Annotated in this window: 26 protein-coding genes; 18 read left to right on the top strand and 8 right to left on the bottom strand. The window is 46.4% G+C overall.

Annotated elements, in window-relative coordinates:
* Genes fliH through FNE76_RS01500 form a run of 4 tightly spaced genes read right to left on the bottom strand, consistent with a single transcriptional unit; the run spans position 1 to position 4,272 of the window.
* On the bottom strand, positions 1-792 hold the full coding sequence (gene fliH, locus FNE76_RS01515) for a flagellar assembly protein FliH (protein WP_120947717.1): 792 nt from the start codon (positions 790-792) through the stop codon (positions 1-3).
* Positions 785-1,765, bottom strand: a complete 981-nt coding sequence (gene fliG / locus FNE76_RS01510; protein ID WP_235852202.1) for a flagellar motor switch protein FliG — start codon at positions 1,763-1,765, stop codon at positions 785-787. The genes fliH and fliG overlap by 8 nt, the downstream gene beginning before the upstream one ends.
* Before the next feature lie 51 nt (positions 1,766-1,816).
* On the bottom strand, positions 1,817-3,520 hold the full coding sequence (gene fliF, locus FNE76_RS01505; RefSeq protein ID WP_120947721.1) for a flagellar basal-body MS-ring/collar protein FliF: 1,704 nt from the start codon (positions 3,518-3,520) through the stop codon (positions 1,817-1,819).
* Between the two features lie 26 nt (positions 3,521-3,546).
* Positions 3,547-4,272 carry a phosphatase PAP2 family protein gene (locus FNE76_RS01500; RefSeq protein WP_235852193.1) on the bottom strand — a complete coding sequence of 242 codons (726 nt, stop codon included), beginning with the start codon at positions 4,270-4,272 and terminating at the stop codon, positions 3,547-3,549.
* A gap of 113 nt (positions 4,273-4,385) precedes the next feature.
* Between FNE76_RS01500 and napA the strand changes: the two genes are divergently transcribed.
* From napA to hemC, 14 genes are all read left to right on the top strand, one after another.
* Positions 4,386-7,214, top strand: a complete 2,829-nt coding sequence (gene napA, locus FNE76_RS01495; protein WP_120947725.1) for a periplasmic nitrate reductase subunit alpha — start codon at positions 4,386-4,388, stop codon at positions 7,212-7,214.
* Positions 7,211-7,963 carry a ferredoxin-type protein NapG gene (napG, locus tag FNE76_RS01490; RefSeq protein ID WP_407925305.1) on the top strand — a complete coding sequence of 251 codons (753 nt, stop codon included), beginning with the start codon at positions 7,211-7,213 and terminating at the stop codon, positions 7,961-7,963. Before napA ends, napG begins: the two co-directional genes overlap by 4 nt.
* The gene (gene napH, locus FNE76_RS01485; protein ID WP_120947729.1) at positions 7,963-8,748 is read left to right on the top strand and encodes a quinol dehydrogenase ferredoxin subunit NapH; all 786 of its coding nucleotides are present in this window, start codon (positions 7,963-7,965) and stop codon (positions 8,746-8,748) included. Before napG ends, napH begins: the two co-directional genes overlap by 1 nt.
* Positions 8,749-8,842: 94 nt before the next feature.
* The gene (locus FNE76_RS01480) at positions 8,843-9,871 is read left to right on the top strand and encodes a flagellar basal body P-ring protein FlgI (protein WP_407925304.1); all 1,029 of its coding nucleotides are present in this window, start codon (positions 8,843-8,845) and stop codon (positions 9,869-9,871) included.
* The gene (locus FNE76_RS01475) at positions 9,868-10,185 is read left to right on the top strand and encodes a hypothetical protein (RefSeq protein WP_120947733.1); all 318 of its coding nucleotides are present in this window, start codon (positions 9,868-9,870) and stop codon (positions 10,183-10,185) included. The genes FNE76_RS01480 and FNE76_RS01475 overlap by 4 nt, the downstream gene beginning before the upstream one ends.
* A 1-nt stretch (position 10,186) precedes the next feature.
* Positions 10,187-11,245, top strand: coding sequence for a sensor histidine kinase (locus tag FNE76_RS01470; protein WP_120947735.1), 1,059 nt, complete (start codon positions 10,187-10,189; stop codon positions 11,243-11,245).
* 82 nt (positions 11,246-11,327) lie between these two features.
* Positions 11,328-11,768 carry a Dps family protein gene (locus FNE76_RS01465; protein ID WP_120947737.1) on the top strand — a complete coding sequence of 147 codons (441 nt, stop codon included), beginning with the start codon at positions 11,328-11,330 and terminating at the stop codon, positions 11,766-11,768.
* A complete protein-coding gene (locus FNE76_RS01460; RefSeq protein WP_120947739.1) occupies positions 11,765-12,046 on the top strand; it encodes a DUF2018 family protein in 282 nt (93 codons plus the stop codon). The genes FNE76_RS01465 and FNE76_RS01460 overlap by 4 nt, the downstream gene beginning before the upstream one ends.
* Complete coding sequence (locus tag FNE76_RS01455) at positions 12,039-12,446, top strand: hypothetical protein (protein ID WP_235852194.1); 408 nt, start codon at positions 12,039-12,041, stop codon at positions 12,444-12,446. Before FNE76_RS01460 ends, FNE76_RS01455 begins: the two co-directional genes overlap by 8 nt.
* Positions 12,447-13,340 carry a polyprenyl synthetase family protein gene (locus FNE76_RS01450; RefSeq protein ID WP_120947741.1) on the top strand — a complete coding sequence of 298 codons (894 nt, stop codon included), beginning with the start codon at positions 12,447-12,449 and terminating at the stop codon, positions 13,338-13,340.
* A 1-nt stretch (position 13,341) separates the two neighbouring features.
* A complete protein-coding gene (hemA, locus tag FNE76_RS01445; RefSeq protein WP_120947743.1) occupies positions 13,342-14,634 on the top strand; it encodes a glutamyl-tRNA reductase in 1,293 nt (430 codons plus the stop codon).
* Positions 14,635-16,374 carry a proline--tRNA ligase gene (gene proS / locus FNE76_RS01440; protein WP_120947745.1) on the top strand — a complete coding sequence of 580 codons (1,740 nt, stop codon included), beginning with the start codon at positions 14,635-14,637 and terminating at the stop codon, positions 16,372-16,374. It abuts the gene before it with no gap.
* Positions 16,374-16,778, top strand: a complete 405-nt coding sequence (locus FNE76_RS01435) for an FxsA family protein (RefSeq protein ID WP_120947746.1) — start codon at positions 16,374-16,376, stop codon at positions 16,776-16,778. Before proS ends, FNE76_RS01435 begins: the two co-directional genes overlap by 1 nt.
* Entirely contained in the window at positions 16,775-17,689 is a 915-nt protein-coding gene (hemC, locus tag FNE76_RS01430; protein ID WP_120947748.1) for a hydroxymethylbilane synthase, read from the top strand. Before FNE76_RS01435 ends, hemC begins: the two co-directional genes overlap by 4 nt.
* 246 nt (positions 17,690-17,935) lie before the next feature.
* Here hemC and FNE76_RS08485 read toward each other — a convergent pair whose 3' ends face one another.
* Genes FNE76_RS08485 through fumC form a run of 4 tightly spaced genes read right to left on the bottom strand, consistent with a single transcriptional unit; the run spans position 17,936 to position 20,466 of the window.
* Positions 17,936-18,094, bottom strand: a complete 159-nt coding sequence (locus tag FNE76_RS08485; protein WP_235852195.1) for an HNH endonuclease — start codon at positions 18,092-18,094, stop codon at positions 17,936-17,938.
* Positions 18,079-18,312, bottom strand: a complete 234-nt coding sequence (locus FNE76_RS08480) for a hypothetical protein (protein WP_235852196.1) — start codon at positions 18,310-18,312, stop codon at positions 18,079-18,081. Before FNE76_RS08480 ends, FNE76_RS08485 begins: the two co-directional genes overlap by 16 nt.
* Entirely contained in the window at positions 18,302-19,075 is a 774-nt protein-coding gene (locus tag FNE76_RS01420) for a DNA-methyltransferase (RefSeq protein WP_120947750.1), read from the bottom strand. The genes FNE76_RS08480 and FNE76_RS01420 overlap by 11 nt, the downstream gene beginning before the upstream one ends.
* Positions 19,075-20,466, bottom strand: coding sequence for a class II fumarate hydratase (gene fumC / locus FNE76_RS01415; protein ID WP_120947752.1), 1,392 nt, complete (start codon positions 20,464-20,466; stop codon positions 19,075-19,077). Before fumC ends, FNE76_RS01420 begins: the two co-directional genes overlap by 1 nt.
* Positions 20,467-20,576: 110 nt before the next feature.
* Between fumC and FNE76_RS01410 the strand changes: the two genes are divergently transcribed.
* From FNE76_RS01410 to FNE76_RS01395, 4 genes are read left to right on the top strand one after another with little or no spacing between them, the layout of a single operon-like run.
* A complete protein-coding gene (locus FNE76_RS01410; protein ID WP_143928349.1) occupies positions 20,577-20,954 on the top strand; it encodes a FixH family protein in 378 nt (125 codons plus the stop codon).
* A gap of 7 nt (positions 20,955-20,961) precedes the next feature.
* A complete protein-coding gene (crdB, locus tag FNE76_RS01405) occupies positions 20,962-22,161 on the top strand; it encodes a copper resistance outer membrane protein CrdB (protein WP_120947754.1) in 1,200 nt (399 codons plus the stop codon).
* Positions 22,161-23,105, top strand: a complete 945-nt coding sequence (locus FNE76_RS01400) for an efflux RND transporter periplasmic adaptor subunit (RefSeq protein WP_120947756.1) — start codon at positions 22,161-22,163, stop codon at positions 23,103-23,105. Before crdB ends, FNE76_RS01400 begins: the two co-directional genes overlap by 1 nt.
* Entirely contained in the window at positions 23,105-26,185 is a 3,081-nt protein-coding gene (locus tag FNE76_RS01395) for an efflux RND transporter permease subunit (RefSeq protein ID WP_120947758.1), read from the top strand. The genes FNE76_RS01400 and FNE76_RS01395 overlap by 1 nt, the downstream gene beginning before the upstream one ends.
* The last annotated feature ends 85 nt before the right edge of the window (positions 26,186-26,270 follow it).

Here is a 26,270-nt window from a genome sequence, read left to right as displayed (position 1 = left end):
TCAAACCTTTAAATTATCTAGCACGCTTTCTTTTAAATTTTTGTAACGCGCCATCAAATTCCCATCAATATTGCCTTGAGAACTGCTGATAAGCACCCCGCCCTTAGCGATCGCATCGCTGGGTTCTAGCTTGATTTTGGGTAAATCTTTGAGGTTTTGGGATAAAAAGGGGTAATCTAGGGTATTGACCTTCACGCAAATGTCAGTTGCATCCATGATGTTTTTTAAAAGCTCTTTAGCCAAAGCCAAAGCCACTTCTTGGCTTTTTTGCTCCACTTCTTTAACAATAACTTCCTTAGCAATCTCAACGGCAATCGCGCTTAATTCTTTCTCCAAAGTCTCCAAATGGTTCTGGGATTGTTGCATGGTCTGATCGATTGAAGTTAGGGACTGCAAGAGATGCCTTTTTTCTTCATCAATGCTGGCACTCAGATCGCCCCTTGCCTTTTGTTCGCCCTCACTAAAGCCGATCTTGTAACTATCCTCTCTGGCTTGTTGCAAGAGGGTTTGGCTTTCCTCCTGACTCTTTTCAAATTGTATTTGGAGTTTGGCTAACTGGCTAGAGAGCTCATCGGTTTTTTTGAGCAAGCACTCGATGAGATCGTTTTCTAGCTGGATGGAACGCGTGGGGGGCTCCGGGGGGGGTGTGGGCGCGTTGCTCTGATCGGACTCCTCTTTTTCGGGGGGTTTTTCTAAAGGAAAATCGGCGATGGATTTGAACTCATATTTTTTAATGCTGTGTTTAAAGAGATCTTCTTTGGCAATTAAATTCTCATCGCTTAAATTATTCAACAGTATCTTCCTCTCCGCCCATTTGGATCACACCTTTTTCAGCCAGAGATTGCACAATCTCGATGATTTTGCGCTGGGCGGATTCCACATCTTTAATTTTGACAGCACCCAAGTAAGCCATCTCCTCAATGAATTGATCGCTAGCTCGGCTACTCATGTTGCTTAAAAACTTGGTCTTGAGTTCTTCTGTAGAGGTTTTAAGAGCCAAAGTGAGGTCTTTTTTATCCGCCACTTTGAGGATTTCACGAATCGCAAAGTTATCAAGTCCGCTGATGTCTTCAAAGGTGAACATCATCTCTTTAATGTCATTGGCTAATTTGGCATCGATGTTTTCAATGCGCGCTAGCGTGGTCTTAGCCGCTTTTTGCCCTAAGCGGTTGAAAATTTCGGCCACCGCACGCGTGCCACCCACCTCGACTTTATAGCTAGTCAAGGCCTCCAATTTATTTTCTAGCACCGTAGAGACGCGTTTAACAATTTGGGGTGAGATGTCCCCCAAACTAGCCATGCGGATACTCACCTCCGCTTTCATGTCATCAGGAAAAAAGCTGAGGGTTTCAGCGGCATTAGCCGATTCCATGTGCGCCAAAATCAGTGCAATGGTTTGGGGGTGTTCGTTGATAATAAAGTCAGCAAGTTGCTGGGGTTTGATGCGCCCCAAATAAGAAAAGTTCTTTTGGGTTTGTAGGCTACGGCTGAGCTTCTCCAAAATCACCTTGGCTTGCTCAGGACCTAAGGCCTTGATCAGGAGTTCCTTAGCATATTCAAACCCGCCACTGTTGATGTATTGATTGGATTGTAAAATGGCAAAAAATTCCTCCAAAACAGCCGCCCCGATGGCTTTGTCCGTACCATTGAGCTGGACAATCTGCTTGCTGATCTCGGTGATGGAATCCACATCCAAATGCCTTAAAATCCCAGCAGTCGCCTCCTCGCCCACTTGGATGAGCAAAATAGCGATCTTTTCAGACATCGTATATTCATCAAGTTGTGTTTTTTGTCTAGGAGTTAGTTTGGCCACTTTTTAGTTCCCTTTTGTGTTGGTTACGGCAACCTCATCTTTGATGAGTAACTTGAACAAGGAGGCGATCTCCTCAGGTCTCTCTTTGATCGAATGTTTAACCCTTTCTAGCATAATATCATACTTGACATCTTCTTCGTTGAAACTCGCGCTTAAGCCCAGTTGATCTTCCACTTTTTTACGCATTTCACCAAATTTGTCGATCTCCTCATCATCAGCCTCATCAATGGCAAACAAAGACTGCACCTTCTCTTCCTCATCAGGGTGGATTTCTAGCATGCGTTGGCTAAAGGGTGTGATGACCTTTTTGTAAAAGACAAACAAGATCAAGCCCACGATCAAGTATTTCAGCAAGGAGGAGAAGGGACCCAAAATCTTTTCTGTGGTGGCAACGACCTTTTCATAAGCAGTCATGGGCACATACTTGGCCGCTTTGGCGTTGAACTCAAAATTGCTCACTGCCACCGCATCACCCCTAGCTTGGTTGTAACCGATAGCTTGTTTGACTAAGGCGTTGATCTTATCCATCTCTTCAGTGCTTAACGGGATGTATTCAATGGTTTCCGTCCCGTTTTTATCCACTTTTTTATAACGCCCATCCACCACTACCGCTGCATTCAAGCGGGTTAAAACCCCAAATTCTCCCTTAATTTCACTCACCATCTTGCCCACTTCGTAGTTGGTCGTGTTGGTGGATTTCTCGTATTTCTCTTTAAGCTCGTTATTTTGTAAGCCCTGCACGGGTCCTACATTGCTCACCACCCCGGGCACCCCCCCCACTTGCTTTTTAGGAAATCCCTCCCGTTTTTCCTCCATTGTTTGCTCACTGCGTACGACATTATTAGGATCAAAGGTTTCTTTGGTGCTTTTCTTTTGGCTAAAGTCAAATTCTGCGCTCACCTTAGCCACGACTTTATCCCGTCCGCCCACAATGGGGGCTAGGATATTGGCGATCTTGTTTTCTAAGATATTTTCAAAATTTTGTTTGTAATGCAACTGGGCTTGGGCGAGTTCTCTAGTGGTGTCCAATTCGTCATTTTCCCCCAAAGGCTCGCCATTTTCATTGACGAGTTTAACATTTTCCACCATTAATTTTGGCACAGAGGCAGCAATCAGATTTTTAATCCCCAAAATCTGCTTGGGTAATAAACGCATGTTGGGCTTAATTTTGAGCATCACAGAGGCGGTGGGGGGAATCTCCCGACTCACAAACACGCTATCTTTGGGGATAGCAATATGCACATCGGCTTTGTCGATGGGGGTTAGGCTTTCAATGGTGCGCCCCAATTCCCCCTCAATAGCGCGGATATACTTGATATTTTGATCAAAGTCGGTCGCCCCAAAATCTTTCACATCAAAGATTTCATAACCCACCTTGCTAGTTTTGGGGATTCCCTGAGAAGCTAGAGCAATGCGTTCTTCATAGACCTTTTCTTTAGGGATTAAAATGGTATCCTCTTTGGGAATCTTGTAGGGGATGTGTTTTTGTTGGAGATATTGCAAGATAAGCGCGTTATCGCTATTATCCATACCCTCAAAGAGCACTCCATACCCTGAGAGATCGCCCTTGTCACGAGTGGGGTAGATCAGTAGAAAAACCAAGAAAGCCACCAGTAAGATCGTGGCTGTAACGATTGTAATTTTTTGCTTCCTGTTAAGTCTTGCAAAAAGATCATTAATTTGTTGCAACAACCCCTTAAAATCCACGCACTATCCTAAAAAGCTATCAAAAATCAAATCTTTTTAAACCATTTCGTATAAACCCCTACAGACCAACAAGCCCACGCCATCCCCATCAAAATCCCCCCTAAAACATCTGTGGGGTAATGCACACCCAAATAGACCCTTGTATATGCCATCAAACAAACCCACAAAAATAAAACACTGCATAAACCCCATTTCAACACACTATTCAAATTCCCCAAAGACACCAACAAGAGCAAGAGTCCATAAAAAAGGCTTGCTGCTAGGGCATGCCCACTAGGATAACTAAACCCATGCGCTAAATACAGCTCCCCATTAGTGGGTGGGCGCGTCCTAGCAATCCACTCTTTAAAACTCTTCAGGGCAATCTCACCTGATGAAACACTGAGCACAAACCACAACCCAAAAACATAACGCTTTTGGAATGCGTAAAAAAGTGCCACGAGTAATGCCATGGCGATCACCAATTGAGATTGGGCAAAAAAAGTCAGTGCTTTGATAGCTTGGAAGTAGAAAGCATGGCTTGCTTCTGGCACAGAGGCGGGCACAGGAGGATGGGATCGCACCAACTCAATGACAAAGGCATCTAAATTCCGCACCCACAGGCTATTTTGCTTGACACACACCGCCTCTAAAGCCAATAGCAAGAATAAAACCCCTCCTAATGTCCATAGAAACTTATCCCACTTGGGTATGCCCACACCCCCTGCTATCTCTTGGTAGCCCATATTGTCCTTGTCCCTTGTAGTCATCATCAAAAGGCTATCATAACCAAAAAATGATAAAAAGTAGCCATAAAGGCGGGTGTTAATTTTTCTAAATCAAATATTGGCTATAATGTTGCCCACTTCAAGACTAGGAGAGTCTAATGCCAACTACCATCCCAAATTCTCATATAGAGCCTACACAAGAACTTTCACGACGTGATTTTTTAAAATCTGTTGCCATCACTTCGGCTTTGGGGAGTGCCGGTCTGCTCACACCTCCAGACTTAGAGGCGAAAGCTGAGCAAGCCCAAGCGGGTTGGAAATGGGATAAAGCGGTTTGTCGCTTTTGTGGGACAGGCTGTGGGATCATGGTCGCCACAAAGGACGATAAAATTGTCGCTACAAAAGGCGATCCGCTAGCTCCAGTCAATCGTGGCTTGAACTGCATCAAGGGCTACTTCAATGCCAAAATCATGTATGGAGCAGATCGCTTGGTGCGCCCTCTTCTAAGGGTGAATGAAAAAGGCGAGTTTGACAAAAAAGGCAAGTTTAAAGAAGTTTCTTGGAAACATGCTTTTGATGAGATGGAAAAGCAGTTCAAGAAATACTATAATCAAATGGGCGTTACAGGTGTCGGAGTCTTTGGGAGTGGGCAATACACGATCCAAGAGGGCTATGCGGCTGCCAAGCTGATGAAAGCCGGTTTTAGAGGCAACAACATCGATCCCAATGCGCGCCACTGCATGGCGAGTGCGGTTGCAGGTTTTATGCAAACCTTTGGGATTGATGAGCCTAGCGGGTGCTATGACGATATTGAAATCACCGATACCATCATCACTTGGGGGGCAAATATGGCAGAAATGCACCCCATTTTGTGGTCCCGAGTGAGCGATCGCAAATTGAATGCTCCTGATAGGGTTAAAGTGGTCAATCTCACCACCTTTTCTAACCGCACCTCCAGCGTAGCAGATACCGAAATCATCTTCACACCCAATAGTGATCTAGCCATTTGGAACTACATTGCTAGGGAGATTGTCTACAACCACCCCGATGTTATCGATCAAGAATTTATCAAAAAGCATATCGTATTTGCCACCGGGTATGCTGACATTGGCTATGGCATGCGCGATAACCCCAACCACCCTAAGTTTAGGCCTGCCGAGAAGGACACGGTGAGAAAGCAAAATGCGATCACTCTAGATGCAGATGAAGCGATCGCACTCAAACACTTGGGTGTGAAAGAAGGCGAAGTGTTTAAAATGCACCACCAGAAGCAGGCGGGCAAGCATTGGGAAATCACCTTTGAGCAATTTAAAAAAGCCTTAGAGCCCTACACTTTGGATTATGTCGCGCGCGTGGCTAAGGGAGATGCCAACGAACCTCTAGAGAATTTTAAAGCCAAGTTGCAACAGCTGGTCAAGCTCTATGTGGAGAAAGACCGCAAAGTGGTGAGCTTTTGGACGATGGGCTTTAACCAACACACCAGGGGCTCATGGGCCAATGAGCAAGCCTACATGGTGCATTTTTTGCTAGGCAAGCAGGCCAAACCCGGGAGCGGGGCTTTTTCTCTAACCGGTCAGCCTAGCGCATGTGGCACGGCTAGAGAGGTGGGCACTTTTTCCCACCGCTTGCCTGCCGACATGGTGGTTACCAACCCCAAGCATGTCGAGATTGCCGAGAAACTTTGGCACTTGCCCAAAGGCACGATCAACCCCAAGCCGGGCTATGACTTTGTCGCCATGATGCGCGCGCTTGAAGATGGCAAAGTCAAGTTCATTTGGGTGCAGGTCAATAACCCTTGGCAAAATACCGCCAATGCCAACCACTGGATCAAAGCCGCTAGAGAGATGGATAATTTTATCGTGGTGAGTGATTGCTATCCGGGCATTAGTGCTAAGGTAGCGGATCTGATCTTGCCCAGTGCGATGATTTATGAAAAATGGGGAGCCTATGGGAATGCCGAGCGGCGATCCCAGCACTGGAAACAACAAGTAACCCCAGTGGGGCATGCCATGAGCGATATTTGGCAAATTTTGGAATTTTCTAAGCGCTTTAAGCTCAAAGAGGTGTGGAAAGAGCAAAAGGTCAATGAAAAACTCACTTTGCCAAATGTGTTGGCCGAGGCGCGTAAAATGGGCTATAAAGATACCGATACTCTCTATGATGTCCTCTTTGCCAACAAACATGCCAAAAAGTTTTTGGCTCATGATCCAGTGGGCAAGGGTGCACCCAATTCGGAAGTCTTTGGGGATAAACGCGGGGTTGTGGGGAGCGATGGCAAACCCTTTAAGGGTTATGGCTTTTTCATCCAAAAATACCTTTGGGAGGAATACCGCCAATTTGGTATCGGGCATGGTCATGACTTGGCTTACTTTGATGACTACCACCGGTATCGGGGCTTGCGTTGGCCTGTTGTCAATGGTAAAGAAACCCAATGGCGTTTTAACACCCAATACGATTACTACGCCAAAAAGGCTGCTCCTGATAGCGATTTTGCCTTTTATGGTAAGGCGATGAAGGAACTTGTTAGCGGTAACCTTAAAGAACCTACTGGTAATGCGCCCAAGAGCTTAGAAAATAAAGCCAAGATTTTTTTCAGACCCTTCATGAAAGCCCCCGAGCGACCCGATCGCCACTATCCATTTTGGTTGGCCACCGGGCGGGTCTTGGAACACTGGCATAGTGGCACCATGACCATGCGCGTACCCGAGCTCTTTAGGGCCGTGCCTGAAGCCTTATGCTATATGAATGAGAAAGATGGGGAAAAATTGGGGGTTAGTCAAGGCGATGCGGTGTGGATTGAGTCACGCCGGGGCAAGGTCAAAGCGCGTGTGGATATGCGCGGGCGCAACAAACCCCCAGTAGGGCTTGTCTATGTACCTTGGTTTGATGAAAATGTCTATATTAACAAGGTCTGCTTAGATGCCACTTGCCCCATTTCTAAGCAGACCGACTATAAAAAGTGTGCGGTGAAGATCACTAAGGTCTGATGCAAAGACGCGCCTTTTTACAAACCACTCTTAAGGGGGCTTTCCTGTGTGCCAGCGGGGGGGCGTTTTTGGTGGCATTGCTAAAAGCCAAAAAGCAAGATAGCTACAGCCTAAGACCCCCGGGGGCGGAGAATGAAGGGCGATTTTTAAGTCTGTGTATCCGCTGTGGGCTGTGCGTGAAAGACTGCCCCTACAACACTCTGAAGCTAGCCACTCTATTAGACCATGCTAGGGTGGGTACGCCCTTCTTTCAGGCCCGCGAAGTCCCTTGCTATCTCTGCTCAGACATCCCTTGTATTAAGGCCTGCCCCACAGACGCGCTAGACAAGGCGCATTTAAAACCCGATCAAGGCATCGCCTCGCTTAAAATGGGGGTGGCTGTGGTCGATCCGGTGGCTTGTGTGGCGTTTTGGGGGATTAGGTGTGATGTGTGTTATCGGGTCTGTCCCTTGATAGACAAGGCGATAAAACTAGAAACCAAGCACAATGAAAGAACCCACAAACATGCCTATATGCTCCCTGTGGTCGAACCTAGTGCATGTGTGGGGTGTGGGATATGTGAGAGGGCCTGCATCACCCAAGAACCAGCGATTAGGATTTTACCCACAGAGTTTGTGAGTGGCAAGGTGGGCGATCACTACGTCAAGGGTTGGGATACCAAGGATCAAGAACGGGTAAAAAATGCTAAACCCAACACCTTAAACCCCAAAACAGACAACCCCCTAGATTATTTGAACAAGGGACTTTGATGCGCTATTTGGTGCTTAGGCGGCTGACACAATGCGGTATTTTAGCCCTTTTTATTGCCAACACCTTTGTTTTAAAAGGCAATTTGAGTTCCTCTAAATTGTTTGATACCATTCCCTTAAGCGATCCTTTTGCGGCTCTGCAAATCTTTGTGGCTAGCTTGCATGTGGAAGCGAGCGCGCTTTTGGGGGTGTTGGTGGTTTCTAGCATCTATGGCTTGTTTTTGGGGCGCGCGTTTTGTGCATGGGTGTGTCCAGTGAATATCATTGTGGATTTTGCCACTTGGTTTCGGCGCAAATTAGAGTTTAGGGGCGTGCATTTAGGCTTGCCTAAAAACTTGCGCTACATTCTCTTAGCTTTAAGTTTGATCTTATCTTTTGTGCTCGCCACGCCTGCCTTTGAGAGTGTGTCCTTTATTGGAGTGATCCAAAGGGGGATCATTTTGGGCACAGCTTCGTGGCTCATTGTGGCGTTTTTGCTCTTTTGTGTGGATGCGTTTCTGGGCGATCAAATCATTTGCTCCAAACTCTGCCCGCTGGGAGCGTTTTACTCTCTGATGGGGCGTTATGCCCTTTTGAAAGTCCAGCACAACGCCCTGCGTTGCACCAAGTGCGACTTGTGCTTTGAGATATGCCCTGAGAAGCAAGTGCTGTGGATGGTGGGGCTTAAAAGCGTGGCGGTTAATTCGGGGGAATGCACCCGCTGTGGGCGTTGCATTGACGTTTGCGCTGATGACGCACTAGAATTTAGTATTTTGGACTTAAAGGGGAGTTTTAAGACCCAATAGAGCAGAGTGCGAAATACTATCAAAAATGCTAATTTCCCTCCTTAAATTGTGCCATTAAGGTTTTTTTGGATAATATTTAGACATGAAATTAAGAATCAAGCACTTAGTTTTATGGGCGTATGCCCTGGTCTGTTTGCAAGCTGAAAAGATCGAGGATATTGCTAACATCGTGGGCGTACGGGATAACCAGTTGGTGGGTTATGGTCTGGTGATTGGCTTAAATGGCACGGGGGATAAGTCTGGATCGAAATTCACCATGCAGTCCATTGCCAACATGCTAGAGAGTGTGAATATCAAGGTTTCCCCTAGCGATATTGCTTCTAAGAATGTGGCTGCCGTGATGATCACCGCTAATTTGCCCTCTTTCGCGCGGCAGGGTGATAAAATTGATGTGCAAATTTCTTCGATTGGAGATGCCAAGTCCTTAAACCATGGGGTGTTGGTGATGACTCCCTTGAGTGCCATTGATGGGAATATCTATGCCATCGCACAAGGGAGTGTGAGTTTGGGCAACTCCTCTAATCAACTCACCGGCACCATTGTTAATGGCGCAACCATTGAGCGCGAGATTTCCTATGATCTCTATAACAAAAATGGCATGACCTTGAGTCTTAAAAAGCCCAACTTTAAAAATGCCGTAAAAATCCAGGAGGCGTTAAATCGGGTCTTCCAACAAAAGGTTGCCCTAGCCATCGACCCCAAGACAATCAAATTGAAAAAGCCCGAAAAACTGACGATGGTTGAGTTTTTGGCGATGATTGAAGAGGTCAATGTGGATTATAGCCACAAGGATAAAATCATCATTGATGAAAAATCGGGTACGGTGGTGGCGGGCGTGGATATTGTGGTGCATCCCGTAGTGGTTACAAGTGGGGATGTTACCATCAAGATCACCCAAGAACCTTTAGAACCCAAGAAAGGCAAGGCTAAAAAAGATTTGCAAAAACTCGGGTCGCAAGCTACGTTGGACACCAGAGAAAATATTTTGAGCGCGCCCAAAGCGACCATTGCCAGCGTGGTGAAGGCGTTACAAAAAATCGGTGTGAGTTCTAAGGGCATTGTGTCGATTTTAGAGGCGATGAAAAAAAGTGGTGCGATTAGCGCAGAAATGGAGGTCATATGATCAAAAATAATCTGGACATTTACAACCAATACCTGGCTAATAAGCTTGATTCCAACAAGATCAAGCACGGAGGTAAGCTAGAAGATCAGCAACTCAAGACTCAAACTGATGCTTTTGAGTCCTTACTTCTAAAGTTCATGTTGGATACGGCTTTAAAGCTAGATAACCCCTTGTATCCCAAGCAAGCTGGGAGCGAGATTTACCAATCCATGTATAAGGATTCGCTCTCCAACCAGCTCAGTGGGCATTTTGGATATAGCGAGTTACTCTTTAATTTTCTCAAAGATCAAGAGGAGCAGAAAAACAAGGGTTAGCATGAAAAAGCCCCCCCTCCCCCTAGAAGCTGTCTCTAGCTCAGGAGATGGCATCTTAGACAATGGGTTGTTGGATCGCTTTGGTGCGCAGGATCGCCAAGAGCTCTTGCGTTTGTTGAATGAATTTATCTTGCAAAGTTACAAGGTTGAAAAGGAATTTAAGGACTATAAGGCACTCTATGAGTGGGTGATTGAGATTTTGCCCCAAGCCATTTGGGTGCTCAATGAAAACAAAAGCTTTTTTTACAAGAATAGCAAGGCAATTGAGAGTCAGGAGGTCTTTGAAAAGGCTAAGGCACTGGGTTTTAATTTAGAAATTGAGCATGAGGGCAAGAACTACCTTTTCCAGAACAATAAAATTCAGGGCAAGGAGATCATCACTGCTACAGACATCACCAAGCAAAAACGCCAAGAACGTTTGGTGTCGATGGGGAAAATCTCGGCACATTTAGCGCATGAGATCCGCAATCCAGTTGGCTCGATCTCGTTACTCACCTCGATTTTGCTTAAAAAAGTGGATAACAAGACTAAGCCCATTGTGTTTGAGTTACAAAAAGCCTTGTGGCGGGTGGAACGCATCATCAAAGCCACTCTTTTATTTTCTAAGGGCGTGCATGCTAACAAAACCCCCCAAAGTCTTTTACTCCTAGAGGATGAGATTCAAGAGGCACTCAACCAATACACTTACACCAAAGAGATCACCCTAACCACCCGCATTGCGCCCACAACTGCCCATTACGATCTGAGTTTGTTAAGCATTGCCCTACAAAACTTTTTATACAACGCTATAGATGCTATTGAGGAAAGCAACTCTGAGGAGGGGCATGTGGAGGTGGTTGCCTTTGAGGAAGAAGAGTGGGTAGTTTTTCATATCAAAGATGATGGTAAAGAGGTGCTGGATAAAGAATTGCTCTTTGAGCCCTTTGAGACGACCAAACTTAAGGGCAATGGTCTAGGGCTTGCGCTCTCTTTGCAGGTGGTGGAAGCACATGGGGGCAAGATCACCTTGTTAGACACCCCCGATAAAACCTTTGAAATCCGCATTCTCAAGGGTGAATAAAAGCTTGTATTTACTATTTTTCCGTTAGAATGTGATTCGAGTTTGGCTTGAGCCAGACTTAAAGTAACCAAAAAGGATTGCGATGAAAACAAAAACTATCGATTTGCTCAAACAACTCCAAGCAGATAGCATTGTGCTGTTCATGAAATTACACAACTTCCACTGGAATGTCAAAGGGCATGATTTTTATCCCGTACATCAATTCACCCAAGCCCTCTATGAGGAGTTTGCCGAAACCTTTGATGATTTGGCAGAAAGAATCGCTCAACTAGGGGCTACGCCTGTGGTAACCCTAGATGAGGCACTGAAACTCTCCCATATCAAAGAGGAAAGCAAGCATAGCTTCACCTCTGGTGAGGTCTTTGGGGCGGTTTTGAAGGACTATGAGCACCTAGAAAAGCACTTTGCCCAACTCTCAGAGACAGCTGATAAAGCTGGAGACAAAGTTACAGCGGCCTATGCCGATGAGCAGTTAGCCAAACTCCAAAAATCAGTATGGATGCTGAAGGCTAGTTTGGTTTGAACCACGATGACTTGCATGTGCTAGCAGGCGATCCAATCCAAAAATGGGGCGATGTGGTCTTGCATGCTAGCCAGAAACGCGCACGCGAGGAGTTGGAACGTTTCCTAGAGGCACAAGCCCTATGCGAGATTCTCCTCGAAGATTTGGGTTTGCAAGATAAATTTTCCGCCTTGTTAAAGCAACAACATGTGGATGGGGTTTTGCAAGAACGCGTGCAGGCTAAAAAGATGGATTTAGCCATCCAGTCGATGGCACTTATCTTAAGCGGGCATGAATAGGTTGTTTGTGGCTCTGCTCTTGTGTACTGGTGTCTTTGCCAAACCCCTTGATAAGACTTTGGAATTGAAAAAAGATGAGATCTATGGCGGGGAGTTGCAACTAGGCAAATTCAAAAAACCCGTGTTTTTCCGCTGGACTCTCTATAAGGATCAAGGTCTGGTGGTGCATTTGAACCTCAACCATTTTCCCTACCAGTTTATTTTATACCCCGACTTCCAAAGAGATAGCTTTCGGGTGGCTGTGTTTAAAGAGAAAGGAGGGGCTAGCTCCTCAGAAGTTGAGGGGGATCACACCCCTCCCTTTTTGATGCTCAGTTTCAAAAAATTTGACACCCAAGCGGGCGTAGCGACCTTGCGTTTGCGCGCCTCTAACCAGTTCAAGTGGGTGGAGCAACCCTAAATGTTGCACGCCATCCAAGCCAAGATTGAGGGTTATTTAGAGGAGGTTGGGAGCACGCAGGTGCTAGAGATGGCGCGTATTTTGGGGACAGGCAAGATGTTACGCAGCCAGCTGATTTTAGCTATTTGCCCTAACCACCCCCAAGTTTTGGATTTTTGTGCCATAATTGAAATGATTCAGAGCGCATCTCTTCTGCATGATGATGTGATCGACAATGCCAACACCCGCAGAGGGCAACTAGCCCTTAATTGCACCTTTGGGGATAAGAGCGCGATCATGCTGGGCGATATTTTCTACTCCAAAGCCTTTTGTGAGCTGGGCAAACTAGACCCTCAGATTGTGCAGGTGGTGGCTCAAAGCGTGGTCGCACTCTCCCGTGGGGAACTTAAAGATGTGAGTGCCTCCCATGTCTTTAACCCCGATCCCAAGATTTACCTAGACATCATCAGCGATAAAAGTGCCTCCTTGATCGTGGCTAGCAGTTGCGGGGCGGCTTTGTTACAAGGTTTGGATACCAAGCGTTACTACACCTTTGGGCTCAACTTCGGGCTGGCCTTCCAAATTATAGACGATTTGCTAGACATCACCCAATCTCCAGAGGTTTTGGGCAAGCCTGCTTTTGGGGATTTCAAAGAGGGCAAGAGCACTCTGCCTTATATCTTGCTCTACCAACGCCTAGATCAGCCCCAACAAGAGGTTTTGCTCTCTTACTTCAAGCAGGACAACTCCGATGCGGTGGCATGGTGCCAAGCTGAATTTGCCAAACATGGGATCATCCAAGAAGTGTTTTCTCAGGCGCAAAAATATCTCCAAATTGCCCTAAAAGCGATTGAAGGGGAGGGCAACACCCAATTAGAAAACATGGCCAAACAAATTTTAGAACGGGAGTTTTAAAGTGGATAGCGGGTATTTGGTTTTGGGCTTCACACATAAGCACCTCCCCATTGAACTCAGAGAACAGCTCGCCTTTTGCGAATCCGAACTTTTGGGCTTTTTAAACATGCTCAAACACCAATACCCCCACATCAAAGAGATCATGGCACTCTGCACTTGTAATCGTGTGGAGTTTTACCTCTATGCCTATGATTTAAACCAAACGGCTTCGAATCTGATTGTCGCCCTAGCCCAAGCCAAGCAAGTGCCCTTAGGCGTGCTGGAATCCAAAAGCGCAATACACACCCAGACCCATGCGATCCACCATGTTTTTTGTGTGGCTAGCAGTTTGGATAGCATGGTTGTGGGGGAAACCCAGATCACGGGGCAATTTAAGAGTGCCTATAAAATGTGCCTAGAACACAAACTATGCGCCCAGCATTTGACCCGCCTAGCCCATTTTGCCTTTAAATGCGCTGCAGCGGTGCGCAATTCAACCACCATCTCTTCCCAAGTGATCTCCATTGCCTCCATGGCGGTCAAGCAAGCCCTAGAGGTGCTAGAAAGTGAAAAGGTGGCACAGAGGGCTATTGTCGTGGGCGTGGGTGAAATGGGGCAATTGGTGTGTAAGCATTTGCTGGCTAAGGGCTTTGAGGTGATCTTGTGTAACCGCCACAGGGAGCGTGCTTTAGAGCTTGGCTTGGAGGTAGAAGTGCAGGATTTTGAAAATCTCCCCACCTTGATCAATACCCATCCCTTTTTATTTTGTGCCACAGGGGCTAACCACCCCATCATCACCCCAGAGAGTGTTACTAGCACAGAATTTAGGCGTTGGTGGTTTGATTTGGGCGTTCCGCGCAACATCGCTCCCATACAAGAGCCCAATATTTGGCTCTATAGCGTGGATGATCTGCAAAGCGTTGTGGCGCATAACTTGGAAAACCGCCAAAAAGACACCTCAAAGGCTTATGAGATTGCGGGACTCTACACGCATAAGTTTTTAGAATGGTTGCAAACCTTAGAGGTCGATCCCCTCATTAAGGGGCTTAGAGACTTAGCTAGAGAAGCCGCCCTTAAGGAATTACGGCGCGCGCTGAAAAAAGGGTTTTTGCCCCCCCAATACGAAGAGAGTGTCGCCAAGATTTTACACAGCGCATTTAATACTTTTCTGCACCACCCCACCGCTGTGCTCAAAAAAAATGCCCACAAAGAGGAGGGCGACATCTTGGGCGAGTGCTTGAAGAATCTATTCAACTTGGGCACAGAAAACATGTTTGTGAATCGCTACAAATGCGAATATGAAGAAGGATGTTAAATGCGCTTTTCTAGGCTATTTGCCCCCACGAGCAAAGAACCCCCCAAAGATGCCCTACTCAAAAGCCACCAGTTCTTAGTGCAAGCGGGCTTTATCCAGCAAATTGGGAGCGGGATTTATAATTTTCTGCCCCTAGGGCAAAAGGTCTTACAAAAGATCCGTGCCGTGGTCAAAGAAGTGATGGATTCCTATGGGGCGCAAGAGTGCATGCTAGGCTTTGTGATCCCGGCCGATCTATGGAGGCAAAGCGGGCGTTTTGACAAATATGGCAAGGAGCTTTTAAGTCTGCAGGATCGCAAAGAAAACGATTTTGTACTCAGCCCCACCCATGAGGAAGTGATCACCGAATTAGTTAAGGCGCATGTGAAGAGTTACAAGCAACTCCCCTTGCACCTTTATCAAATCCACACCAAGTTTAGAGATGAGATTCGCCCCCGCTTTGGGCTGATTCGTGCCCGTGAATTTATCATGAAAGATGGCTATAGTTTCCACAGCAGTTCAGAGAGCCTAGATATGGAATTTGATCGCATGGAGCAGGCTTATAGCACCATTTTTACTCGCTTAGGACTGGATTTTAGAGCCATTGAGGCAGATAGTGGGGCGATTGGGGGCAATAGCTCTAAGGAATTTGTGATTTTAAGCGCGTGTGGAGAAGATATTGTTGTGGTCTGCCCGCAGTGTAGCTATGCAGCTAATATTGAAATTGCCACACGCACCAAGAGGGTAGAACCTGAGAATATCCCCCAAGCTAATTTTGCTAAATTCCCCACACCCAACACCCCCACGATCCAAGCCTTGAGCGCGTTTTTCAAGGTCGATCCCTTTTTCACGCTCAAAGCAGTCGCCAAGCAAGCCATGCTAGAACATGGCAACTCCCAACTGGCGATCTTTTTTGTGCGTGGGGATGATAGTCTAGAGGAGAGCAAAGCCCTCAATGCTTTGAGCACAGCTTTACAAACCCCCATTTTGAGTCTAGAGGAAGTGAGCGCGCATGCCTTAGAGGGCTTGGGGTTGTATCCGGGCTATATGGGACCTTATGGACTCAAACACATTTTGCCCGATGTGACGGTGATCTTTGATCTTGATTTGCAAGATGCCAATAGCCTCATTTGTGGGGCAAATGAAAAAGAAGTGCACTTTGTGGGTGTAGATTTAGCTACCTTTGAGGGCTTGCTCTATGCTGACATCGCCACCACGCGCGCAGACGATGCCTGCCCGCACTGTCAAGCCCCTTTGGAGTATCAAAGGAGCATTGAGGTCGGGCATATCTTCAAACTAGGCAACAAATATTCTAAAAGCCTGAATGCCACTTATCTCGATCAAGAGGGCAAGGCGCAGTTTTTTGAGATGGGCTGTTATGGGATTGGGGTTAGCCGCTTGCTAAGCGCAATTTTGGAGCAACATAACGATGGGAAGGGTTGTGTGTGGAGCAAAGCGAGTGCACCCTTTGAGGTGGTGATCATTGTGGCTAATAGCAAGGATAGCCAACTAGAGGCCTTGGGCGAGAGTTTGTATCAAGAACTCTTAGAGGCAGGTATTGATGTGCTTTTAGATGACCGCTTGGATCGCTTTGGAGCTAAGATGGCGGATTTTGAGTTGATGGGCTGTTGCTATGCGCTCATTGTGGGCAATCAAGCCCTAAAAAGCGGGTCTTTGGAAATCATCAAAAGGCAGGGTTTAACCAAAAGCACCCTAGAGCGCGCTAGTCTTGTTCAAGCCCTCAAGGAGATGTTAGCCTGATGCCCTTTGCCTACATTCTAGGCCTCTCCTATATGGTGCTGGAAATTTTTTTAGTCTATAGTGCTGTGCAAGAATTTGGTTTGGCACTGTTTTTAGCCGAAGTGGTGATCAGCGCGCTGGTTGGGGGTGTGGTGTTGCTAAGAAGCCCCTTTAAGAATTTAAACGACTTGGTCTATGATCGCCTCGAACCTTTGGCTTGGGCAGAAGGGTTTTTTTTAAGGTCTGTGGGTGCGGTGCTGTTACTCTTGCCCGGGGTGTTGTGCGATGTTTTTGGAACTCTCTTGTTGCTCGTGGCTTTGGTGCGCCAAAAAGATCTGCCCCCCGAAGAAATGCCCAAAAAGCCCAAAAAACAAAAAGAGCCAGAAGAAATCATTGATGTAGAAGTTTTGGATAAAGAAAAATGAAAACCCTCATTATTGGGAGCAGAGGGAGCGCGCTGGCTTTGTGGCAGGCTTCTTATGTGCAAGACCTGCTAGAACAGATTGGGCTAAAAAGCACAATCCGTGTTGTCAAAACAAAGGGGGATAAGATTTTAGATGTGCCCTTAGCCAAAATCGGGGGCAAGGGGCTTTTCACCAAAGAATTAGAGGCATTGCTTTTAAACCAAGAAATCGATCTGGCTGTGCATTCGCTTAAAGATGTGCCCGTAGAGGAGCTAGAGCCCCTCACTCTTGCTGCTATCACGCCCCGTGCTGACCCTAGGGATTGTTTTTTGAGCGTGGAATACCCTTGTCTAGCCGATCTGCCACAAGGGGCAAGAGTGGGTACGACCTCTTTAAGGCGATCGATGCAATTAAAACGCATGCGCGCTGATTTGGATACTTTGAGTCTGAGGGGCAACATCCAAACCCGCTTAGAACGCCTAAAATGCGGGGATTTTGATGCGATCGTGCTGGCCTGTGCGGGGGTGCAACGCTTGGGGCTAGAATTGCCCCACCAACAACCCTTTAGCATAAAGGAGATGATCCCTAGCATGGCTCAGGGGGCGTTGGGCGTGCAGATGCGGCGCGATCACCCCTATTTTGATCAAATCACCCAACTAAATGATGGAACAAGCGCGTTCGTCTGTGGCCTAGAGCGTTGCTTTGTGCGCCAGTTGGGTGGGGGTTGCCAAGTGCCCTTAGGCGTGCATGCTAGTCTCACACAAGATATTTTGCAAATCCAAGCCATCGTGGGCTTGAGCGATGGGAGTTGCGTGATTAAAGAGCGCATCCAAGGGCAACCTAGCCAAGCTGATGATCTGATCAATACTCTCGTGCAAAACTTCTTAGATCAAGGTGCGCGGGAGATTTTGGACCAAGTAACATTATTTTAACTAGCCCAAACCACTTATTTTCAACATGCTTTCGAGGGGTTATCATCAAGGCTTTTTCCATACAATGTGTCCGTTGATTATGTTTTTCATAAACGCCTAAAACTTCTTCTAAAAAGGCGACTAGCTCCATCTCTCCGGCCTTTTGCGCACTCTCTAGCATCCGCATAAACATCTTTTTACCCGTTTCTGTCTGATTAAAATTCTTTTTTAAGAAATTGTGCCGGGCACACAAAGTTTGCCCATTTTCTAGACTAGCTTGACCCCTAAGTCTTTAGGCTTGATGTGATCGACATGCAATTCCATGCCCTCTTTTTGCCCCGCCCCGCAAATGACACAAGCATACCCGTCCCGTTCTAAGATTTGCTTTTTTAAGGCGGGGCTAAAGTCCTCTAAATCTTGACGCAAAACGGAATTTGGGTTGTAGCGATAAACTCCCTTAGCGATTTTTTGTAAAACGCCTTGTTGGTGCAATTTCTAATGCCCCGATCAGGGTCTCTGAAAATCTTGCCCGTGCGCTTGTAGTATTCATGGGTGAGCCAATCCACTACCTCAGGATGTGCGATCTCCCGATTAGGGTTTGCCTTAAAAAATTCCAAGATAAGATCGCTTTGCCTAATCCCCATCTTTTCCCCCCCATATTTTCAAAAAGCGTTGTTTGGCTAGGGCACAATAAGCAGGGTCTAACTCGATGCCCACAAAGGCACGTTGGTTGGCATAGGCTTCTAACATCGTGGTTCCCGATCCGCTGAAGGGATCGCAGATCACATCGCCTATAAAAGAAAAGAGCTTGATACAACGGCGGGGCAATTCTCTAGGGAAGGGGGCGGGGTGTCCGATGCGTTTTTTAGATTCCCCATTAAACTGCCAAAGCCCATTGGTCCAAGCCATGAACTCATCCTTTTTTAGATCGCTTCTGCCCTTGTGCTGTTTTTTCCACACCTCTTTATACAGAATAACAACGAGTTCCACGGGCGCGATCACATAGGGGGCTGAAGGGCTAAGCCAACTCCCCCAAGCCGTGCGTCTAGAGATATTGCCCTCATTCCAAATAATGCTACTATGGTAACGCCAACCGATCTTTTTGGCCAAAGTGATCACATCTGCACCCACACTCTGTTGCCCGCCCTTATTCTTGTCCAAGGGGATATTGAGGCATAGCCTCCCGCTGGGCTTGCTCCATAAGTAGGTATTTTGTAGCCAAGTGGCGTTAAAATCTAAATACTCTGCGTAGCTTTGGCTATCATCTCTGCTATTGTAGTCAATGCCCACATTGTAGGGCGGGGAGGTGATGGTGCAATCTAGACTCTTGGGGGGCAAAAGCCCCTGATTGAGGGTGCTGGCTTGATAAAGGCAGATGTCATCATAGACAAAAAAGGGTTGGGGCATTAAGCTTTAGGGCCAATCATTTGTTCGGGTATGACAAATTTTTCAAAGTCTTGTGCGCTTAAAAGCCCTAGCTGTACAGCAGACTCTTTTAAGCTAATGCCTTTTTTATGCGCATTTTTAGCAACTTTGGCGGCATTTTCATAGCCAATATGGGGATTAAGCGCAGTTACCAACATCAAAGAGTGGTGCAAATAGTAGTCGATCTTGTCCTTATTGGGCTCAATGCCAGTTGTGCAATGTTCGTTGAAACTGAGCATGCCATCGGCCAAGAGTTGCAGGCTTTGCAAGAAGTTATAGATAATCACGGGCTTGAACACATTGAGCTCAAAATTGCCCTGAGAGGCAGCAAAGCCGATCGCTGCATCATTGCCCATCACCTGCACAGCAACCATGGTCAAAGCCTCGCATTGGGTGGGATTGACCTTGCCGGGCATAATCGAGCTACCCGGTTCATTTTCAGGGATATGCAATTCGCCCAGACCACAGCGCGGACCACTAGCCAGCCATCTAATGTCATTGGCAATTTTCATTAAGTTTGCCGCCAATCCTTTTAACGCCCCATGGGCAAAATTGATCGCGTCATGGCTGGTGAGGGCGTGGAATTTATTGGGCGCGCTTTTAAAAGTTTGGCCGGTGTATTGGCTCAGTTCCCCAGCGACCTTTTGGGATAATTGGGGGTGGGCATTTAAGCCTGTGCCCACAGCCGTGCCCCCAATGGCTAATTCTCTCAAACCCTCAAGGCTAGCCATAATCTGCTCTTTAGAGTGCTCTAACATGCTCACATACCCGCTAAATTCCTGCCCCAAAGTTAAAGGCGTGGCATCTTGTAAATGCGTGCGCCCAATTTTGATAATATCCTTAAAATCTTGGCTTTTGGCATGCAAGGTGGCGTGCAATTTGTCCAAAGCGGGTAGAAGCTTGCCTGTGATCTCTAGCACGGCGACGATGTGCATGGCAGTGGGGAAGGTGTCATTGGAGCTTTGGGACATATTCACATGGTCATTGGGGTGGATGAGTTTTTCTTTTCTAAAGTCTGCCCCTAAAATCTCAGTTGCCCTATTGGCGATAACTTCGTTCATGTTCATGTTGGTCTGAGTCCCACTCCCGGTTTGCCAAATGGCTAAGGGGAACATGCCCTCTAGCTTGCCGGCTAAAATGTCCTCACAAGCTTGGATAATGGCCTCTGCTTTTTGAGTATCCAATTTGCCTAAATCCTGATTGACTTTGGCCAAAGCGCGTTTGAGTTTGGCAAAGGCGTAGATCAATTCTGTTGGCATCTTTTCCGTGCCGATCTTAAAATTCTCATAGCTCCTTTGGGTTTGCGCGCCCCAATACTTGCTATTTTCAACCTTGACTTCGCCCATCGTGTCGTGTTCTGTGCGATAAGACATACTAAATCCTTTATGTTAAGATGACCAACTCTAACACAATAAGGATTAATTTCCACAAACTTTACACAAATAAAGTTTAATATGCCCCTATCTTTCACAAAGGAGTTTGGATGAAAAAATTAGGTAGCCTGATCTTGGTATGTGGTCTTGCATTTGGGAGCTTGCACGCATGGGAGATGCAAATCAAGGCCAAAGAGGCCACTGTGTCTTTTAAATCCAGTGGTAAGCTAGTGAGTGGGAACAACCATTTTAGCCTCACGCCCACTCTAGGGGGCAAACCCCTTAAGGGCGCGCGGCTTAAGATCAAATTTAGCATGCCTGAAATGCCGGGCATGCCTGCCATGCACGAAAAAGCGCAAGTCAAAGAAAAGGATGGCGTGTATGAGGCAAGCGTGAATTTGCCCATGGGAGGGACTTGGCAGGTTAAAGTGGAGATCACAACTAAAGAGGGCAAGACTTATAAGGGCAAGGGTAGCGTGGATATTTAGGCTTGGCATGTTTTTCAAGCAAGTTTTTTTGATCTGTGCTTTGGGTGTGGGGCTTTTAGCCCAAAGTGGGTCTTTTGATCTAAAGGTTGTCTATACCAAGTTTTTACACAAAAACCCCAAGTTAGAGGGCTTGCAAGCCCAAATTGATAGCCTGCAAGCCCAAGCCAAAGCCAGCGCGCGTTGGGATAACCCGATCTTGTATGTGGGCTATAACAACGCCGATGTCAATAACTTTTTTATCCTCGATTCGAGTTTTATGCAAAGCATCAGCGTGGGTTTGAGCCAAAAATTCGATCTCAATGGCAAACGCCATACCCAATCCCAAGTCATTAACCTAGAACGCCAAAAAAAGCTTTTAGAGCTTAAAAAGCTCAAACAAGAGATGGCGATTAACATTTTGATTAATGGAATCAATGTCTATAAAAACACCCGTAAATTGAGTCTGCTTAAAGAGGCTTTGAATAATTTAAACAATCTCTTGTACCGTGCCCAGCATTCCACTAGCCCAGATTTGGTCGCCATTGCCAAGATTGAGATTTTAAAATCCCAGCTAGAAATTAAAGAAAATGAATTACAAGATGCCCTAGAGGACAATAAGATCAACATTAGTGAGTTGAGCTTTAATCAAGGTGATTTGTTAAGTCTAGCCCCTAAAGCCCTAGATTTTAACCCGAGTGTAGAAATCCAAGCGATCATGGATAGCAATCGGGACATCAGGATTGCCCATCTGCAAGAGGGGCAGGCGCGTAAAAATATCGTGTTGGCCAAAAAGAGTTTCCTAGATGACATCAATGTAACAGCTAACTACCTCTTCCGCTCCAAAATCTTTGACATGTTCACCATTGGGGTGGCGATCCCCTTACCTATTTATGGCAAACAACACAACACCCTCCAGCAACGCAAACAAGAACAATTAGCCGCCTCTAAGGGCATTGAGGACACCACCAACAGAGTCCGCCACAGTGCCCAAAAACTCCTCAAAAAGATCGCCCAACTCCAAAAGAATCTTGCCAGCATTGATCAGATTTTAGATTCTAGTGCGCGCATTGTGCATATTTATGAAAACAACCTAGCCAGCTCACCTGATTACAATGGCTATTACAATGCTTTTAATGACGCGATCAATATCCAAATTTCCAAGATCGATACTTTAAGCGCGCTGAGTGTGGCATATTTAAACTTACAAAATTTAAAAGGATTGGATTGATGCGGGCAATTTTAGGCTTTTTGGCTCTATGGTGTATTCTAGAGGCACAAAGCGATAGCGTCAAGGTGCTTTCAAAACTCTATGCCCCCTTTAGGCAATATTATGCCACTTTGCAAGCAGACGAACAAAAAACCTACTCTTATAATATCCGTTTCAATGGCTACATTGAAAAACTCTATGCTAACCAGACTTATAAATCCATCAAGGCGGGGCAAAAACTCTTTAGTATTTATGCCCCCGAATTGGTGAGCGTGCAGAGCGAATTACTCTCCTCTTTGCGTTTTTCAAGCCAAGTGAAGGCGATGCAGGATAAATTACGCTTGTTGGGTGTCTCCAGCACTGAGATTGCAAACATTATCCAAACCAAGAAAATTAAAAATAACATCGATATGCTCTCGCCCTTTAGCGGGGTGATTTTTACCAAAAAGATCAATGAGGGGGATTTTGTCAAAAGCGGGGCGTTGATTTATGAGATTGTCGATCTCAGCACGCTGTATGTGATCGCCCGAGTCAATCAAGAAGATTTGGACTTTGTGCGCCACTTATCTAAGGCACAGATTAAGATTGAGGGCGTGCCGGGGGTGTTTAATTTGGAGTTCTCTAACATCAACCCCCTTGTGGGCGCGCAAGATAAAATGCTTGAGACCCGCTTCATCTTAAAAAACCCCAATCAACTTTTTTTCCCCAACATGTTTGCCAAAGTTACGATCTACCAGCCCAAGCGAAAAATGCTCATTTTGCCTAAAGAGGCGGTGTTGATCAAAAACGGGCATGCGGTGGTGTTTAAAAAAGAGGACGGGGCTTTTGAGATCACACAGATTAAAGCCAAGAGACTAAGCGATGGGGGTTATGAAATCTTAGAAGGCTTAAAAGAAGGCGATGAGGTGGCTAAAAACGCGCTCTTTATCTTAGATGCCGATGCGATCAATAATGGAGATGAATAGTGATCAATGCGCTGATCTCTTTGAGCCTTAAAAATAAATTAGTGGTGGTGATGGGGATTTTCTTGCTCTTTCTCATTTCCATTTGGGCGATGTTGCACACCCGCCTAGATGCCCTGCCTGATCTCTCCCCCACGCAGGTGGTCGTGCAGGTGAGCTATCCTAACCAAAGCCCCCAAGTGGTGCAAGAACAGGCGGTTTATCCGTTAGTTTCTAATTTGATGGGGATTGCTGATATTGAGACCGTGCGTGGGATTGCTAGCTATGAAACGGGTTTGATCTATGTGATCTTTAAAGATGGCGTGGATTTGTATTTTGCCCGGGATCGGGTGAGCGAGCAGATGGCGCGGGTCAAGTTGCCCCCAGAGGCTAAGGTGGAAATGGGGAGCGATTCGACCTCCATTGGCTGGGCTTACCAATATGCGCTCAAAAGCAAGACCAAGAGTCTAGCCCAGTTAAAGACCCTGCAAGACTTCTATTACCGCTATGCCTTGTTGGGCGTGGATGGGGTAAGCGAGGTGGCTAGTGTGGGGGGGTTTGAGCGCAATTACGAGGTTACCATCAATAACGATGCGTTGGTGAAATACGATTTGAATATCGAGGATGTGATCAATGCGATCAAAAAATCCAATAGGGACACAGGCGGGGGGATCATCTTAGAAAATGGGTTTGAAAAGATCATCCATGCGCAAGGATATACCAAAAGTTTAGAGGACTTGAGCCAAATTGTGCTCAAAGCCCCCAACTTAACGCCCATTAAGCTTAAAGACATCGCCACCATTAATTTTACCCCCAAGCCACGCCGCTCAGTGGCAAACCTCAATGGCACAGATGAAGTTGTGGGTGGGATTGTGATGGTGCGCTACCATGCCGACACCTATGCCATTTTGCAACGCATTAAAGAAAAAATCGCGCATTTGCAAGAGGGCAATCAAGAGGTGCAGATCGTGCCCGTCTATGATCGCAGCGAGTTGATTCAAAAGGGGGTGGATAATCTCATCCACACCCTCATAGAAGAGAGCGTGATCGTGCTCATCATCATTGCGATCTTTTTGTTGCACTTTAGAAGTGCTTTGGTTGTCATCATCACCTTGCCCCTTTGTGTGTGTTTGAGCTTTTTACTGATGCATTTTTTCAACATTGAGGCAAGCATTATGAGCTTGGGGGGGATTGCCATTGCCATTGGGGCGATGGTGGATGCGGCGATCGTGATGGTGGAGAATGCGCACAAGCATTTAAGCCATGTCGATATGCAAAATGAAAGCGCGCGCCAAAATGCTATTATTGATGGCGTCAAACAAGTAGGGCCCGCAATTTTCTTTGCGCTGATGATCATAGTGGTGTCTTTTTTGCCCATTTTTGATTTGAGTGGGCAGGAAAAACGCCTATTCTCCCCCCTAGCTTACACCAAGACCTTTGCAATGTTGGTGGGGGCTTTGCTCTCCATTAGCATTGTGCCCATTTTAATGCTTTGGCTCATTAAGGGCAAAATTGTTGAGGAGAGTAAAAATCCCATCAACGCCTTTTTCATTAAGATTTATGGGGTGTGCCTTAGATTTGTGTTGCGTTTAAGGTATGTCTTTTTGATCGTGAGCGTGCTGGGGCTAGGCGGGCTTTATGTGGTTTATAAAAAACTCAATTGGGAGTTCATCCCCTCCATTAACGAGGGCGTCGTGATGTATATGCCCGTAACCACCAATGCGGTGGGCATTGACACGGCTAAAAAATACCTAGAGGAGACTAACAAGCGCATTAAAGCCATCCCTGAGGTCAAACAAGTTTTTGGCAAAGCCGGGCGGGCTAATAGTAGCACGGACAGCGCGGCACTCTCTATGCTGGAAACCTACATTGAGTTAAAGCCTAAGAGTGAGTGGCGGGAGGGCATGACCTACAAGAAACTAAGGGATACACTGGAAAATACCTTACAATTAAAGGGTTTGGTGAATTCTTGGACCTATCCCATTAGGGGGCGTATTGACATGTTACTTACGGGCATTCGAACCCCCTTGGGCATCAAACTTTATGGCAAAGATCCCACTTTGCTGCAAGATTTAGCTATCCAAATGGAGCAAAAATTAAAAACCCTGCCCGAGTCGTTGTCTGTCTTTGCCGAAAAATCCAATAATGGCTACTATCTCAATGTGGATTTACGCCCCGAAAAGCTTGCCCAATATGGAATCACCAAAGAAGCCGTCTTGAACATGATTAGCTATGGTGTGGGGGGGGCGAGTGTTTCTACTCTCATTGATGGCGTGGAGAGTTACCCCATTTCGGTGCGCCTGCAAGACACCCAACGCAATAACATTGAGAGTTTGGATAATCTCTATATCAAAACGCCCTTTAGTTTTATGCCTCTAAGGGAGTTTGCAAATGTCTATTATGCCAACGCCCCGGCGGTGCTCAAAAGTGAAAAGGGTTTGAATGTGCATTTTATTTACATTGTGCCTAAAAACGGGGTGAGTTCAGAGACCTACCGCCAAGCCGCGCTCAAAGCCCTAGAGAATTTTAAACTCCCCAGCGGGTATTATTATGAGTTTTCAGGGGAGAGCCAGTATTTAGATGAAGCCTTTGCCACTTTAAAATACATTGTGCCGATGAGTATTTTTGTGATCTTTTTGTTGATCGTCTTTGCGCTCAAAAACACCACTAACTCTCTGCTTTGTTTTCTCACTCTGCCCTTTGCCTTTTTAGGCGGATTGGTGTTTATGAAACTCTTAGGCCTTAATTTGAGCATCGCCGCATTGGTGGGCTTTTTAGCCCTCCTGGGTGTCGCCTCAGAAACGGCGATTGTGATGATTATCTATTTAGAGGACGCTTACCAACACTTTTTAAAGCAGGGCGATCACACCCGCGCTAGACTCAAAGAGGCGATCATGCACGGGGCGGTGCAACGCGTGCGCCCCAAATTGATGACCTTTTTTAGTATTTTGGTCTCTCTCATCCCCATTATGTACTCCCATGGCGTGGGCTCAGAGATCATGCACGCCATTGCCGCCCCCATGCTAGGGGGGATGATCACTAGCGTGGTGCTCACCCTCTTTATCATCCCCACCGCCTACTTTGTGATTAAAGATGTCAAGTGATCTTTATGCTTTTAGGGGGTTTGCGTGGTATTTGCGTGCATAAAGCCCTAGCAAAGGCCGAATCGATTAGAATACCCCTTACAAT

The organism is Helicobacter mehlei, from assembly GCF_007280785.1.
Taxonomy (GTDB): domain Bacteria; phylum Campylobacterota; class Campylobacteria; order Campylobacterales; family Helicobacteraceae; genus Helicobacter; species Helicobacter mehlei.
Note: the sequence above shows the minus strand (reverse complement) of the source record. Positions and strands in the feature narration are given on the sequence as shown.

What these genes read in the sequence shown, in the direction of transcription:
- FNE76_RS01470 (WP_120947735.1), top strand. Translation starts at nt 10,187, where the DNA reads ATGAAAAAGCCCCCCCTCCCCCTAGAAGCTGTCTCTAGCTCAGGAGAT.
- hemC (WP_120947748.1), top strand. Translation starts at nt 16,775, where the DNA reads ATGAAAACCCTCATTATTGGGAGCAGAGGGAGCGCGCTGGCTTTGTGG.
- FNE76_RS01450 (WP_120947741.1), top strand. Translation starts at nt 12,447, where the DNA reads ATGTTGCACGCCATCCAAGCCAAGATTGAGGGTTATTTAGAGGAGGTT.
- FNE76_RS01465 (WP_120947737.1), top strand. Translation starts at nt 11,328, where the DNA reads ATGAAAACAAAAACTATCGATTTGCTCAAACAACTCCAAGCAGATAGC.
- fumC (WP_120947752.1), bottom strand. Translation starts at nt 20,466, where the DNA reads ATGTCTTATCGCACAGAACACGACACGATGGGCGAAGTCAAGGTTGAA.
- fliG (WP_235852202.1), bottom strand. Translation starts at nt 1,765, where the DNA reads ATGTCTGAAAAGATCGCTATTTTGCTCATCCAAGTGGGCGAGGAGGCG.
- FNE76_RS08480 (WP_235852196.1), bottom strand. Translation starts at nt 18,312, where the DNA reads ATGGGGATTAGGCAAAGCGATCTTATCTTGGAATTTTTTAAGGCAAAC.
- FNE76_RS01420 (WP_120947750.1), bottom strand. Translation starts at nt 19,075, where the DNA reads ATGCCCCAACCCTTTTTTGTCTATGATGACATCTGCCTTTATCAAGCC.
- FNE76_RS01410 (WP_143928349.1), top strand. Translation starts at nt 20,577, where the DNA reads ATGAAAAAATTAGGTAGCCTGATCTTGGTATGTGGTCTTGCATTTGGG.
- napA (WP_120947725.1), top strand. Translation starts at nt 4,386, where the DNA reads ATGCCAACTACCATCCCAAATTCTCATATAGAGCCTACACAAGAACTT.
- FNE76_RS01435 (WP_120947746.1), top strand. Translation starts at nt 16,374, where the DNA reads ATGCCCTTTGCCTACATTCTAGGCCTCTCCTATATGGTGCTGGAAATT.
- proS (WP_120947745.1), top strand. Translation starts at nt 14,635, where the DNA reads ATGCGCTTTTCTAGGCTATTTGCCCCCACGAGCAAAGAACCCCCCAAA.
- FNE76_RS01455 (WP_235852194.1), top strand. Translation starts at nt 12,039, where the DNA reads ATGAATAGGTTGTTTGTGGCTCTGCTCTTGTGTACTGGTGTCTTTGCC.
- FNE76_RS01400 (WP_120947756.1), top strand. Translation starts at nt 22,161, where the DNA reads ATGCGGGCAATTTTAGGCTTTTTGGCTCTATGGTGTATTCTAGAGGCA.
- FNE76_RS01475 (WP_120947733.1), top strand. Translation starts at nt 9,868, where the DNA reads ATGATCAAAAATAATCTGGACATTTACAACCAATACCTGGCTAATAAG.
- FNE76_RS01500 (WP_235852193.1), bottom strand. Translation starts at nt 4,272, where the DNA reads ATGATGACTACAAGGGACAAGGACAATATGGGCTACCAAGAGATAGCA.
- crdB (WP_120947754.1), top strand. Translation starts at nt 20,962, where the DNA reads ATGTTTTTCAAGCAAGTTTTTTTGATCTGTGCTTTGGGTGTGGGGCTT.
- napH (WP_120947729.1), top strand. Translation starts at nt 7,963, where the DNA reads ATGCGCTATTTGGTGCTTAGGCGGCTGACACAATGCGGTATTTTAGCC.